The organism is Amycolatopsis sp. NPDC021455, assembly GCF_040640995.1.
GTDB lineage: Bacteria > Actinomycetota > Actinomycetes > Mycobacteriales > Pseudonocardiaceae > Amycolatopsis.
In genome coordinates, this window is the sequence record NZ_JBFACT010000025.1 from 104,393 (window position 1) to 116,660 (window position 12,268).

12 protein-coding genes and 1 rRNA gene are annotated in these 12,268 nt (G+C 73.1%); 7 read left to right on the forward strand and 6 right to left on the reverse strand.

The window, feature by feature from the left end; translation table 11 throughout:
- Positions 1-21: 21 nt before the first annotated feature.
- Positions 22-2,331: a TOMM precursor leader peptide-binding protein gene (locus AB0G28_RS26120; RefSeq protein ID WP_361094088.1), complete on the reverse strand. Its 2,310-nt coding sequence runs from the start codon at positions 2,329-2,331 to the stop codon at positions 22-24.
- Between the two features lie 234 nt (positions 2,332-2,565).
- On the opposite strand from AB0G28_RS26120, the gene AB0G28_RS26125 reads away from it, so the two are divergent.
- From AB0G28_RS26125 to AB0G28_RS26135, 3 genes are all read left to right on the forward strand, one after another.
- Entirely contained in the window at positions 2,566-3,255 is a 690-nt protein-coding gene (locus AB0G28_RS26125; RefSeq protein WP_361094091.1) for a winged helix-turn-helix transcriptional regulator, read from the forward strand.
- 99 nt (positions 3,256-3,354) lie between these two features.
- A complete protein-coding gene (locus AB0G28_RS26130; RefSeq protein WP_361094094.1) occupies positions 3,355-3,927 on the forward strand; it encodes a hypothetical protein in 573 nt (190 codons plus the stop codon).
- The gene (locus AB0G28_RS26135; protein ID WP_361094097.1) at positions 3,924-5,255 is read left to right on the forward strand and encodes a CopD family protein; all 1,332 of its coding nucleotides are present in this window, start codon (positions 3,924-3,926) and stop codon (positions 5,253-5,255) included. Before AB0G28_RS26130 ends, AB0G28_RS26135 begins: the two co-directional genes overlap by 4 nt.
- 14 nt (positions 5,256-5,269) lie before the next feature.
- On the opposite strand, the gene AB0G28_RS26140 is transcribed toward AB0G28_RS26135, so the two are convergent.
- Complete coding sequence (locus AB0G28_RS26140) at positions 5,270-5,938, reverse strand: maleylpyruvate isomerase family mycothiol-dependent enzyme (RefSeq protein WP_361094100.1); 669 nt, start codon at positions 5,936-5,938, stop codon at positions 5,270-5,272.
- Between the two features lie 101 nt (positions 5,939-6,039).
- Between AB0G28_RS26140 and AB0G28_RS26145 the strand changes: the two genes are divergently transcribed.
- The 3 genes from AB0G28_RS26145 to AB0G28_RS26155 all read left to right on the forward strand — a co-directional run bounded on the left by AB0G28_RS26145 (position 6,040) and on the right by AB0G28_RS26155 (position 8,659).
- A complete protein-coding gene (locus tag AB0G28_RS26145; protein ID WP_361094103.1) occupies positions 6,040-6,765 on the forward strand; it encodes an MgtC/SapB family protein in 726 nt (241 codons plus the stop codon).
- A 121-nt stretch (positions 6,766-6,886) separates the two neighbouring features.
- Positions 6,887-7,822, forward strand: a complete 936-nt coding sequence (locus AB0G28_RS26150) for a M protein (RefSeq protein ID WP_361094106.1) — start codon at positions 6,887-6,889, stop codon at positions 7,820-7,822.
- A 129-nt stretch (positions 7,823-7,951) separates the two neighbouring features.
- Positions 7,952-8,659, forward strand: a complete 708-nt coding sequence (locus tag AB0G28_RS26155) for a CPBP family intramembrane glutamic endopeptidase (RefSeq protein WP_361094109.1) — start codon at positions 7,952-7,954, stop codon at positions 8,657-8,659.
- On the opposite strand, the gene AB0G28_RS26160 is transcribed toward AB0G28_RS26155, so the two are convergent.
- From AB0G28_RS26160 to AB0G28_RS26170, 3 genes are all read right to left on the reverse strand, one after another.
- The gene (locus tag AB0G28_RS26160; protein ID WP_086678475.1) at positions 8,656-8,937 is read right to left on the reverse strand and encodes a metal-sensitive transcriptional regulator; all 282 of its coding nucleotides are present in this window, start codon (positions 8,935-8,937) and stop codon (positions 8,656-8,658) included. The two genes, AB0G28_RS26155 and AB0G28_RS26160, sit on opposite strands and share 4 nt — an antisense overlap.
- Before the next feature lie 69 nt (positions 8,938-9,006).
- Positions 9,007-11,079: a heavy metal translocating P-type ATPase gene (locus tag AB0G28_RS26165; RefSeq protein ID WP_361094112.1), complete on the reverse strand. Its 2,073-nt coding sequence runs from the start codon at positions 11,077-11,079 to the stop codon at positions 9,007-9,009.
- A complete protein-coding gene (locus tag AB0G28_RS26170) occupies positions 11,076-11,282 on the reverse strand; it encodes a heavy-metal-associated domain-containing protein (RefSeq protein ID WP_361094115.1) in 207 nt (68 codons plus the stop codon). The genes AB0G28_RS26165 and AB0G28_RS26170 overlap by 4 nt, the downstream gene beginning before the upstream one ends.
- 77 nt (positions 11,283-11,359) lie before the next feature.
- Between AB0G28_RS26170 and cobF the strand changes: the two genes are divergently transcribed.
- A complete protein-coding gene (gene cobF / locus AB0G28_RS26175) occupies positions 11,360-12,127 on the forward strand; it encodes a precorrin-6A synthase (deacetylating) (RefSeq protein WP_361094118.1) in 768 nt (255 codons plus the stop codon).
- A gap of 55 nt (positions 12,128-12,182) precedes the next feature.
- On the opposite strand, the gene rrf is transcribed toward cobF, so the two are convergent.
- A 5S ribosomal RNA gene (rrf, locus tag AB0G28_RS26180) occupies positions 12,183-12,268 on the reverse strand; the annotation flags it as partial.

Consider the following 12,268-nt stretch of genomic DNA (forward strand, 5'->3'; position numbering starts at 1 on the left):
ACCGGGCGACCCGGCAACGTGCTACAGGAACATCGGGAACGGGTTGAGCTGCTCGTAGGGCACCGGCTCGGCGACCCTGCCGAGGCGCACCGGGACGTCGAACAGCCTGCCGGGCGCGTACCGGGCCCAGAACGGCCGCAACCCGGGAGCCAGCACCTTGACCACCGGCAGGCCGATGTCGGGGCGGGTCTGGTCGAGGACGAGCAGCTCGCTGCCCGCCTCCGCCAGGGCACCGGCCAGCGCGAAGACGTCGTCGCGCACGTCCGGCCGGTGGACGTACCGGAAGTCGGCCGGCGTGCGGGTCCGCTCGCCCGCGGCCGGGCGCAGGTAGGGCTGGTTGGCGACGGTCGCGTACTCCAGCCACCGCGCCGCGTCCGGGTCGCCGATGCCGTGGCCCTGCCGCAGCAGGTCCGGCAGCATCTGGTTCAGCTCCGCCACCGCGCGCCGCACGGCGATCCGCGGGTCGAGGTGGGCGCCGAAGCCGAACATGATGTGCTCGTGCGGCCGGTCGGTCCTGCGCGAGACCGCGGCGAACACCGGCACGTCGAGGTCGGAGCTCACGTCGAGGACCCACAGCTCCCGGCCGAGACCGGCGTAGTGGCCGACCATCTCGGTGAGCCAGCCGTCCGCGAACGAGCCGAGGTCGACGCCGGGCACCGGCGTGCGGTTGTACCACCACAGCGCGACGGCGTCCCGCTCGATCAGCTCCAGCGTGCCCTGCAGGACCGCGTCCTCCAGGCTGCTGCCCGCCGCGGCGCCGTTGGAGTCCGCGAGCAGGCCGCGCGCCCCGGATTCGGCGGGCACCCCGTAGTACAGGTACGCGGTGGGCAGGAGCCGCCGGCCGCCGGACAGCGTCCAGACGGGCGTCCAGTCGACCGCCGCCCGCGGGTCGAACGGGACGGAGACGTGCTGGAACGAGCCGTGCCCGGCGTTCCAGGCGGCGCGCTCGCGGTACTGGCGGTCGGCGAACAGCATGCAGTCGTTGGGGTGCACCGCCTCCGCGCCGAGCTCGTCGAACGAGGCCCGGATCCGCAGCTCGTCGCCCTGGTAGTTGCCGGAGAAGCGCTCCACCGCCTCGCACAGGGCGCCGACCTCGGCGTCGAGCGGGGTGGTCCCCTTGCCGCCGTTCTCGCCCCGCAGCCCGGCCCGGATCCCGGCCACCCCGGTGACGCCGCGGGCGACGTTGTGCCCGGAGCGGTAGGCGTTGACGTACGGCGGAGCCGCCGGATCCCGCCGGACCTCCTTGACGATCCCGGTGACCGGGCTGATCAGGTGCCCGTACCGCTCGAGGGTCTGGTACGGCGTCGAGGTGCGGTGACCGCCCCCGGTCAACGTCGTCTTGCGCGCCGGTTCGAGCCGGACCGGCCGGGCGCCGCGCGCCGCGACCAGCGTGCTGTCCCCGCAGGCGGGGCACTGCGGCCTGCGGCGCAGCTCGTGCAGCGTGCCTTGCAGGGCCAGCGTGTCGAGCACCCACACGCACTGCTGGCCGTGGTACCGGTAGCCCGCCAGCCACTTGCTGGCCTCGAGGACGATCAGGTGCGCCGCGGCCGCCGACAGGGACGGCAGCGCGGCCGTGGGCCGGTGCGCGGGACCCTGGTGGCCGAGCACCTCCTGCGCGCAGGCCTCCGCGTGGCGGTGGCCCCACAGCCGGTGGGTCAGGCAGTGCCAGCACGCCGACACGCCGGGCCGCAGCACCGGCCCGATCCACACCTGCGCGCCGACCGGCCGGGCCAGCAGCCACGGCCGCCCGGTCCGGCGGTGTTCGGCGTCGAGCTCCGCCAGCCGCGGGTCGAGGTAGTCGTTGCACAGCACGATGCTCAGGTCCGCGTCCCCGGTGGCGGCGGGCTCGACCGCCGGCGTGGCGTCGGTCAGGGCCCGCTCGACCGGCCCGGTGTCGACGTCGTCGCCGACGGCGAGCAGCCGGATCCCCGGCCGGGCGCGCGAGGTCATCCGGGCGGCGTCGATGCCGCACGCGTCCCAGTAGGCGAGCTCCCGCTCGTCGACGGCCGGCCCGAGCACCGGACGCACGGAAACCAGGCCCTCCTCGACCAGCTGGGCGACGATCGCGGCCACCTCCTCGGGCGTCATCCCGGCCGGCCGGGCGCGGAGCACCTCGGCGAGCTCACGGGTGCCGTCCAGCAGCGGGGCGAGCGACTCGATCCGGGCACCGCGCATGGCGATGACACCCCGTTCGGAGAAGAGGTAGGCACCGTTGCCGTCGGACACCTCGGCGCGCAGGTGCCGTTTGAAGGCGAGCACGCGGGTACCCGCCGCCAGTGCTTCCCCGGGGCAGGCCGGGCCCGGGACGGGCCGCACGGCTGATCCGCTCATCTGCACTCCTGTCCGGTGCGCGCGATCGGAGAAACCGGATTCTTCTCCGACCCACCGGCCTGCGGCCAGTGCGCGGCGCACCGATCGGGACATGCGAAACGCACGAGTTTTCGTGGGAAAGGCACGCGCGACCGGGGTTTAGCACACTGGTCGCCGTCACCGGTGGTTCGTCACCCTGGTTCGCGAGGGCAAGGTGCCCGGCGGCACGTACGACCGAAACAGTGAGGATCGAGTATGACGACCACTCGCACCTACGGCCAGTTCTGCGGCCTCGCACGCGCACTCGAAATCGTCGGGGAACGCTGGTCGATGCTCGTCATCCGGGACCTGGTCCTCGGTCCGAAACGGTACACGGACCTGCAGCGGGGCCTGCCCCGCATCCCGGCCAGCATCCTGTCCTCCCGCCTCAACGAGCTCGAGCAGGCGGGTGTGGTCCGCCGCCGGGTGCTGCCGCAGCTCGACGCGGGCCTGGTCTACGAGCTGACCGAATACGGCAGCGAGCTCGACCACATCCTGCTGGACCTCGCGCTGTGGGGCGCGCGGTCGCTGGGGTACCCGAAGGACGGCGAGGTCTTCACCACCGACGCCGCGATCCTCGCGCTCTACACGACGTTCCAGGAGGACGCCGCGAAGGGCGTCAACGTGACGTACGTGCTGCGCCACAGCGATTCGCTGATCGTCCACGCGATGGTCGACGACGGCGCGCTGAAGGTCAGCACCGGCGACCACCCGGCCGCCGACCTCGTGATCGAGCCCCAGGGCCCGGAACTGATCGACCTGGTCAACGGCGACCTGACCGCGGCCGAGGCGATGGCGTCCGGGCGGGTGCGGATCGAAGGCGAGTTCGCGCACCTGGAGCTGTTCACCAAGCTGTTCCGCATCCCGCCGAAGCCGGAGCCGGCGGAGGGGCTCTCGTTCCCCTGATCGGCGGCGGCAGAACGGCAATTCGGAATAACGGCCCGCACGCCGGCGGCGGTTATCGTCGAAGCGCCGTGCCTGTCCACGACAACCCTGGGGTTCCGCATGACGACGTCCGAAACCATCCGGCCCGGCGGCTTCCTCGCCGGGCTCAACAGCCGTCACCACCACCGCGCGCTGGCAGTGTTCATGGTCATCGTGCTGGCCCACTGGGCCGAGCACATCGTGCAGGCCGTCCAGATCTACGCGTTCGGCTGGCCGGTGGCCAGGGCGCGCGGGATTCTCGGGATGCCGTTCCCGTGGCTGATTTCGCAGGAATGGCTGCACTACGGCTACGCGCTGGTGATGCTGGTGTTCCTCTGGATCCTGCGGCACGGTTTCGCCGGCCGGTCGCGGCAGTGGTGGAACCTGGCGCTGGCCATCCAGTTCTGGCACCACATCGAGCACCTGCTGCTGTTCATCCAGGCGCAGTCGGGCTGGCGGCTGGCCGGGCAGAAGGTACCGACCAGCATCATCCAGCTGCTGGTCCCGCGGGTGGAGCTGCACCTGTTCTACAACACGATCGTCACCATCCCGATGATCGTCGCGGTCGTCCTGCACCGGCGCGCTTCGGCGGCCGAGCACGAGCTGACCGGCTGCGTCTGCGGGCTGCCGAAGGCCGCCCTCGCCGCGTCGTGAAGCGGGCGCTGGCCCTGCTGGCCTTCCTCCTGGGCTGGCTGGTGCTCGGCGCCGTTCCGGCTTCGGCCCACGTCGAGATCGTTTCGTCGGCCCCGGGGGACGGCGCCCGCCTGAGTGCGGCGCCGCCCCTGGTGTCGGTCACCCTGTCGGAGAACATCGGCATCCAGCCCGGGTCGATCAAGGTCGTCGACCTCGCCGGCACGCAGGTCGACACCGGGCCGGTGTTCCAGCCCGGCGACGTCGCCGAGCAGCTCGCGGTGCGCCTGAAGCCGGGCCTGCCGGACGGCAGCTACCTCGTCGAATACGCCTTCGTCTCGGCCGACTCCCACCCGGTGCGCGGCACCTTCGCGTTCGTGGTCGGCACCGGGCCGCTGGTGACGTCGGCCGGCGCCGTGTCGGCGTCGACCGGCACCGACGCGGCCGTCGACGCCGTGTCGACGGGCGTGCGCTGGCTGGCCTACCTCGGGGTCGTGCTGCTCGGCGGCCTGGCGTTCGTGGTGCTGTGCCGCCCGGCGGCCCGCACCGACCCCCGTGCCCAGCGGCTGCTGCGCTGGGGCGCCGGCCTCGTCGCGGCGACCGCCGTGGCGGCGTTCGTGCTCCAGGGCCCGTACGCGGCCGGGCGGAACCTCGAAGCGGTGTTCGACACCGGACTGCTCTCGGACACGCTGCGCGTCGCCTACGGGAAGCTGCTGCTGCTCCGGCTGGCCGCGGTGGCTGTGCTGGCGCTGCTGCTGCCCCGGCTGCTGCGGCCGGACCTGCCCGAACGGCTGCGCTCCCGCCGCGAGAACCTGGCCATGGTGACCGGCTTCCTGGTGCTGCTGACGTTCTCGGCCACCGGCCACCCGGTCACCGACCCGATCATGTTCGTTTCGGTCTCGGCGGACCTGGTGCACTTCGGCGCGATCGCCGTCTGGGCGGGCGGCCTGGCCCAGCTGGCCCTGGGCCTCCACCGGCCGGCCCCCGGCGAAGACCTGGTTCCCGTGGCGGCGCGCTTTTCCCGCATCGCGGCCGGCGCGGTGACGGCGATCGCGCTCAGCGGCGTCGTGCTGGCGCTGCGCATCATGCCGTCGCTGCCGGCGCTCTGGACGACCCGGTTCGGCCTGCTGGTGCTGCTGAAGATCGCGGGCTTCGCGGTGCTGCTGGCGGTGGCGAGCCGTTCCCGCCGCGCGGTACGCCGGAGCCTGACCGCGGCACCGGCGGAGGGCACGACGATGACGGTCACGGCGGACCTGCGCCGCCTGCGCCAGGCGGTGGCCATGGAGGTGCTGCTCAGCGTCGTGGTGCTGGCCCTGGCGGCACTGCTCACGGTGACTCCGCCGGCGGGCTGAACCCCGGGCCGCGGTCAGACGCCCGGCCGGGCGGGCGGCGTGAACGGCCCCCAGCTGAACGCGGGCAGCCACGGCCCGGGTGCCGCGCTCCAGGTCAGGGCCGCGAGCTGGGCGAGGGACCGCCGTCCGGCCAGTGCGCGGTAGAGGTCGTGGGCGGGCGCCGTCACCGTCGCCGCCGGGCGGCCACCACCCGCCGTCCACTCCTCACCCGCCGTCGTCCGCAGCCGCAGCGACGGCAACCCGTGTGCCGCGATCGAGCCCGACAACCCGCTGACCAGCACTTCGAAGCTCGGCACCCGGGCCGCGTGGTCCTCCGGCGGCGCGACGCCGAGGGCCGCGCCCAGGTCCAGCTCGTGGGTGTAGGCGTCCATCACCATCACCGCGCCACTGCGCCCGCCCGCGTCTTCGAGCCGCCGGTCGAGCTCCTCGCCGACGTCGTCCCAGTGATCGAGCAGCTCCGGCACGTCCGCGGTCGCGGACGGCGCCGCCGGGCTGCCGCCGTGGCGCGCCAGGACCCGCCCGGCGATCGCCGTGAGGTGGCCGAGCAGGTCCGTGACCGTCCACTCCGGACACGCCGGGACCCGGCCGGGCCCCGCATCGGGCCGCGCCGCGAGCAGGGCGCGGACGCCGTGGCGCACGGCGCGGTAGGCGACGAAGTCCGGAACCGGCCCGCTGGCTGTCACGTGTCCTCCTCGCCTGGCACGATCGGGGCGTCCGGCCCAGTATGCCCAGGTAACGGCACCCGCCGTTCTCCCCGCTTGCCCGCCGCCGGAACCGGGAGGTCATGACCTTGCCCACACTGTGGTCCACGCCGGCGCAGTGGAGCCTGCTGCCGCCGGTCGTGCTCGCGCTCGTGCTGAGCGTCGCCATCGGGCTCGAACGCGAGGCCGGCATGAAGGCCGCCGGGCTGCGGACGCACAGCCTGGTCGGCGTCGGCTCGGCCGTGTTCATGCTGGTGTCGAAGTACGGCTTCGCCGACCTGCTCGGCTTCGAACACGTCTCGCTCGACCCGTCGCGGATCGCCGCCCAGATCGTCTCCGGGATCGGCTTCATCGGCGGCGGGCTGATCTTCGTGCGCCGGGACGCGGTGCGCGGGCTGACCACGGCGGCGACCATCTGGCTGACCGCCGCGGTCGGCACCGCGTGCGGGGCCGGGCTGCCGGTCCTCGCGGCCGGCACGACGGCCGGGCACTTCGTGGTGACCCGGGGCTTCCCGCCGCTGCAGCGGTTCGTGGCCCGGCACCGCCGGGAACCACCGGTGGTCCGGTTGAGCTACCTCGACGGCCACGGTGTGCTGCGCGCGGCGATGGCCGTGTGCACCGGGCGCGGGTGGGCGGTGCACCACGTGGAGGTCGACCACGAATCGGTTTCCGAAGAGGGGCAACGGATCGCGGTCGTGACGCTGCGCCTGGACGGCCGCGGTGATCTCTACGACCTGGCCGCCGAACTCGCCGAGCTGCCCGGCGTCCGGAGCACGTCCACCGGTCTCGGGGAACCGCTCGACGAATGATCGCCCGCCCGGGCAGCGCGCGGAGGCGGGTTTGCGGCACACTGGGGTGCACACGGAAATTCCCCGGTGTCGCAAGGAAAACGTGCGGCCGAGGAGAAACCATCCAATTCGGAGGTGAGGCATGGCCCCCGGCGGTGGCGAGGACGTGGCGCTCGCGTTGCCCGGATTCGACCTGGCGTGGCGCGGTTTTCACCGCGCACAGGTCGCGGAATACGTCGCGTGGGCCGAGGCCGAGATCCGCAGACTCACCGCCGAGCGGGACTCCGCACGGCAGCGTGGCGCCGCGCTCGCCGAGGAGAACCGCGAGCTGCGCGTGAAGATCGACCGCATCAGCATGACCCCGATCCCCGCGGACGCCTTGCAGGAGCGCTCGCGCCGGATGATCGAGCTCACCCGCGAGGAAGCGGCCGAAATCACCGCGGCGGCAACGGAAACCGCGGAGCGGATCCGCAGGGAGGCCGAGGCGGAGGCGGTCCGGCTCACGGAGAAGGAACGCCGGCTGGTCGCCGAGGCGGAGGCCGAACGCGAACGGCAGCGTGCCGAGCACGAGGAATTCCTGCGTGCGGCCGAGCAGCGCCGCCGGGAGCTCGACGAGGCCGCGGCGCACCGCCGTGCCCAGCTGGAAGAGGACCATACGCGGGCGATGACGGTGCGCCGCGCCGACGCGATGCGCGAGCTGGCCGAGCAGGCGGCGGCCGCCCAGGCGAAGGCCGACCGGCTGATCGCCGAAGCGCGGCAACGCGGCGAAACCCTGGTCACGACCGCGGAGTCCGAGCTGACCTCGGCCCGCGAAAAGGCCGAGCAGCTGGTCACCGACGCCACCCGGCACGGCGAATCCCTGGTCGAGGCGGCGCAACGCGAGGTCACGGCCCTCACGGAGGTCCGCGACAAGCTCAAGGCGAGCCTGTCGGGCTGCCGGGACCTGCTGGCCGATGCGGCCGTCGCCCTCGACGACCGGCCGGCGCCGTTCGACCCGGAAGCCACCCTGCCGATGTCGAAGAGAGTGCCGATCCAGCGGCGCTCACCGGCGGACGACCTCACCGACGCGGTAGGTTGACCCTGGCCCGCGCCACGACATCGGCGCAGGTCACGAGGTCGCGAACGACTCGTTCACCTCGTCCGGAGGCAGGAAAGAGTCGTTCATGACGTTCGGCAGGCCACGCTGTGACGTCGCCGGGGCCATGCCTTGACCGAGGCCGTTCCGTTCCCGCCGCGGCGGGTGTTCGCGCTGGTCGCCGCGGTCGTGACGCTCGCCGCGTCGACCACGCTGGCCAACCGCGTGCTGCCCGGCTGGGCGTACCCGGTGTGCGGCCTGGTGGCCGCGCTCGTGCTGGTCGCGCTGGGCCGGGCGGCCGGGTGCTCGTGGACGGACCTGGGGCTGAGCCGGCTCCGGCGTCCCGCGCTCGCCGGCCTGGCCGGCGCCGCTTCGGTGGCGGTCGTGTTCGGGATCGCGCTGGCCGTACCGTCACTGCGCACGGTCTACCAGGACGGCCGCGTCGGCGACCCGGACTTCGCGCAGCTGCTGTGGCTGACCTGCGGCCGGATCCTGTTCGGGACGGTGCTGATCGAGGAGGTGGCCTTCCGCGGCGTCCTGCCCGGCCTGTTCGGCGCGGACGACGAGCGGTGGCGGTGGCCGCCGATCCTGTGCTCGGCCGCGCTGTTCGGGCTCTGGCACGCGCTGCCGGCCCTGGCCATCGGCCGCAACGCCGCCGTGCACGCCGTGTTCGGCTCGACGCCGGTCGTGGTGTTGCAGGTGCTGGCGATGGCCGCCGCGGGCGTCGCCGGGATCTTCCTGCACTGGTGGCGCCATCTCGGCCGGGGTGTGCTCGCGTCGGTGATCGTGCACTTCACGACGAACGCGGGCGGCCTCACCCTGGCCGTGCTGGTCCGCTAGGACCGCACCAGCCGCGCGATCGCGTCGGAGGCTTCCCGGACCTTCAGGTCGGCTTCCTCACCGCCCGCTGCCGCCGCCTGGACGACGCAAGTGGCCAGGTGCTCGTCGAGCAGTTCGAGTGAGAACGACTGCAGCGCCTTCGTCGCCGCGGAGACCTGGGTCAGGATGTCGATGCAGTACTTGTCCTGCTCGACCATGCGCTGCAGCCCGCGGATCTGGCCCTCGATCCGGCGCAGGCGCTTCAGATAGGCTTCCCGCTCGGTGCCGTACCCCGTCATCGCCCACCTGTCCCCGTCGTCGGCATCCTTCCGGCCGAGTATACCCTCCCGGCGTATCGGGAGGGTACGTCAGCGGAACCGGCGCAACCGCAGGCTGTTGCTCACCACGAAGGCCGACGAGCACGCCATCGCCGCCCCCGCGATCATCGGGTCGAGCAGGCCGAGCGCCGCGAGCGGCAGCGCCGCCACGTTGTAGGCGAACGCCCAGAACAGGTTCCCCTTGATCGTGGCGAGGGTGCGGCGGGCCAGCCGGATCGCGTCGGCCGCGGCCCGCAGGTCACCCCGCACCAGCGTCAGGTCGCCGGCTTCGATCGCCGCGTCGGCGCCCGTGCCCATCGCCAGGCCCAGGTCGGCCTGGGCGAGCGCGGCCGCGTCGTTGACACCGTCGCCGACCATCGCCACCACGCGGCCCTGCGCCTGCAGCCGCTTGACGACGTCGACCTTGCCCTCGGGCAGCACCTCGGCGACGACCTCGCCGATCCCGGCTTCGGCGGCGATCGCCCGCGCCACGCCGGCGTTGTCACCGGTCAGCAGGATCGGCTCCAGACCGAGTTGCCGCAATTCGGCGACGGCCCGCGCGGACGTCGGCTTGATCGTGTCGGCGACGGCCAGCGTCCCGCGCAGCTCGCCGTCCCACGTCACGCCGACCGTGGTCACGTCGCCGCCCGGCGCCCGCCCGACGCTGACCGCGCGCCCTTCGACCACGCCGGTCACGCCGACACCCGGCGTGCTGCGGAAGTCGGTGACGGCGGGCAACGCGCCGAAGCGTGCCCGGGCCGCGTCGGCGATCGCGCGGCCGATCGGGTGCTCGGAAGCGGCCTCGACGGCGCCGGCGAGCCGGAGCACCTCGCCGTCGCCCTCGACGAGCGTCATCCGGCCGGTGGTGACGGTGCCCGTCTTGTCGAGCACGACGGTGTCGACGCGCCGCGTGGACTCGAGCACCTCGGGGCCCTTGATGAGGATGCCCAGCTGAGCGCCGCGGCCGGTGCCGACCAGCAGCGCCGTCGGCGTCGCGAGGCCGAGCGCGCACGGGCAGGCGATGATCAGCACGGCGACGGCGGCGGTGAACGCCGCGTCCGCCGTGCCCCCGGTCGCCAGCCAGACCACGAGTGTCGCCAGCGCGGCGAAGACGACCGCCGGGACGAACACCCCCGAGACCCGGTCGGCGAGCCGCTGGACCTCGGCCTTGCCGTTTTGCGCCGACTCGACGAGCCGCGCCATCTGCGCCAGCCGGGTGTCCGCGCCGACGCGGGTGGCGCGCACGAGCAGCCGCCCACCGACGTTGACGGTGGCACCGGTGACCGCGTCGCCCGGCCCCACCTCGACCGGGACGGACTCGCCGGTGAGCATGCTGGTGTCGACCGCGGAGCCGCCTTCGGTGACGACGCCGTCGGTGGCGATCTTCTCGCCGGGCCGGGCCACGAAGACGGCGCCGACCCGCAGGTCCTTGATCGGGACGAGGTGCTCTTCGCCGTCGCGGAGCACGGTGACGTCTTTCGCGCCGAGGTCCATGAGCGCGCGGAGGGCGGCGCCGGCCCGGCGCTTCGACCGCGTCTCGAAGTAGCGGCCGGCCAGGATGAACGTGGTGACCGCGGCGGCCACCTCGAAGTACAGGTGGTGGTGGCCGTCGCCGAAAACGAGCGCGTACAGCGACCACGCCACGGAAGCGACGACGCCGAGCGAGATCAGCGTGTCCATCGTGGCGGTGGCGTGCCGCAGGTTGACCGCGGCGGCGCGGTGGAACGGCCACGCGCCCCAGGTCACGACCGGGGCGGCGAGGGCGAGCGACACCCACGGCCAGGCCGCGAACTGCCAGGCCGGAACCATCGCGACGACGACCAGCGGAACGGTGAGCGCCGCGGAGATCAGCAAACGTTTGCGCAGCTCGCGCGTGTCATCCGGCGCTTCGGGCTCGGGCAGCCGCGCCGAGTACCCGGCGGCTTCGACGACGGCCTTGAGATCGTCGACCGACAGCCCGTTCGGGTAGCTGACCTGGGCTTTTTCGGTGGCGTAGTTGACCGTCGCGGTCACGCCGTCGACCTTGTTGAGCTTCCGCTCGACGCGGGCCGCGCAGGACGCGCACGTCATCCCGCCGATGGCGAGCTCGACGCGAGCCGCGGCCGGCACCTCGGTGGAACTCACGCGACCAGGCGGTAGCCGGCCTCGGTGACGGCGGCGGCGACCGCGTCGGTGGTCAGCGGCGCGTCGCTGGTCACGGTCACGCGGCCGCTCTCGACGTCGACGTCCACCTGCCGGACGCCGTCCAGTTCGGAGACCTCCTCGCGGACCGAGGTGGCGCAGTGCCCGCAGGTCATGCCCTCGACGGTGTAGGTCGCTTCGGCCATCTCTGCTCCTTTCGCTCTTCCTCCTTTATACCCATCGGGGGTAGGGGTTCACCCATCGCCCCCGGCACACTCCCGACATGCGGAAGATCTACGCGATCGGGATCGGCGCCGGCGACCCGGAGCACCTCACGGTGCAGGCCATCGACCGGCTCAACCGCGTCGACGTGTTCTTCGTGCTCGACAAGGGGGCGGAGAAGAGCGACCTGGTCCGGTTGCGCCAGGAGATCCTCGACCGGTTCGTGACGCGCCCGGGCTACCGGGTGGTGCTGGCGGAGGACCCACCCCGCGACCGCACCCCGGCGGACTACCGGGCCGCGGTCGCCGACTGGCACGCGGCCCGCGCGGCCGTGTACGAGGAGATGATCCGCTCGGAGCTGGGTCCGTCCGAAACGGGCGCCTTCCTGGTGTGGGGCGACCCGTCGCTGTACGACAGCACGATCGCGCTGATCGAGGCGGTGCTGGCCCGGGGGAACGTGGAGTTCGAGTACGAGGTCGTCCCGGGCATCAGCAGCATCTCGGCGCTGGTGGCCCGGCACCGGACGACGATGAACCAGATCGGCCGCGCGGTCCAGCTGACCACTGGCCGCCGATTGGCGACGGGCTGGCCCGAGGGCGTCGACGACGTGTTCGTGCTGCTGGACGCCCACACGACGTTCGACCGCTTCACGTCGGAGGGCCTGACCATCTTCTGGGGCGCGTACGTCGGCACACCCGACGAGATCCTGCTTTCCGGCCCGCTGACCCCGGCGTTGGCGGCGCACATCCGCGAGGTGCGGGCGGAGGCGCGGGAGCGGCACGGCTGGATCATGGACACGTACCTGCTCCGGCGGCCGGCCCGGGAATAGCGGAAGGCCCCGGGAGAACCGCGAGGTTCTCGACCGGGGCCTTCCATCAAGGTAAGTTCGGCGGTGTCCTACTCTCCCACAACCCTTCGGTTGCAGTACCATCGGCGCTGTCAGGCTTAGCTTCCGGGTTCGGAATGGGAC

Excerpts from the sequence above, each read along its gene's own strand:
- AB0G28_RS26120 (WP_361094088.1), bottom strand. The coding sequence starts at position 2,331 with ATGAGCGGATCAGCCGTGCGGCCCGTCCCGGGCCCGGCCTGCCCCGGG.
- AB0G28_RS26125 (WP_361094091.1), top strand. The coding sequence starts at position 2,566 with ATGACGACCACTCGCACCTACGGCCAGTTCTGCGGCCTCGCACGCGCA.
- AB0G28_RS26130 (WP_361094094.1), top strand. The coding sequence starts at position 3,355 with ATGACGACGTCCGAAACCATCCGGCCCGGCGGCTTCCTCGCCGGGCTC.
- AB0G28_RS26145 (WP_361094103.1), top strand. The coding sequence starts at position 6,040 with ATGACCTTGCCCACACTGTGGTCCACGCCGGCGCAGTGGAGCCTGCTG.
- AB0G28_RS26150 (WP_361094106.1), top strand. The coding sequence starts at position 6,887 with ATGGCCCCCGGCGGTGGCGAGGACGTGGCGCTCGCGTTGCCCGGATTC.
- AB0G28_RS26160 (WP_086678475.1), bottom strand. The coding sequence starts at position 8,937 with ATGACGGGGTACGGCACCGAGCGGGAAGCCTATCTGAAGCGCCTGCGC.
- AB0G28_RS26170 (WP_361094115.1), bottom strand. The coding sequence starts at position 11,282 with ATGGCCGAAGCGACCTACACCGTCGAGGGCATGACCTGCGGGCACTGC.
- cobF (WP_361094118.1), top strand. The coding sequence starts at position 11,360 with ATGCGGAAGATCTACGCGATCGGGATCGGCGCCGGCGACCCGGAGCAC.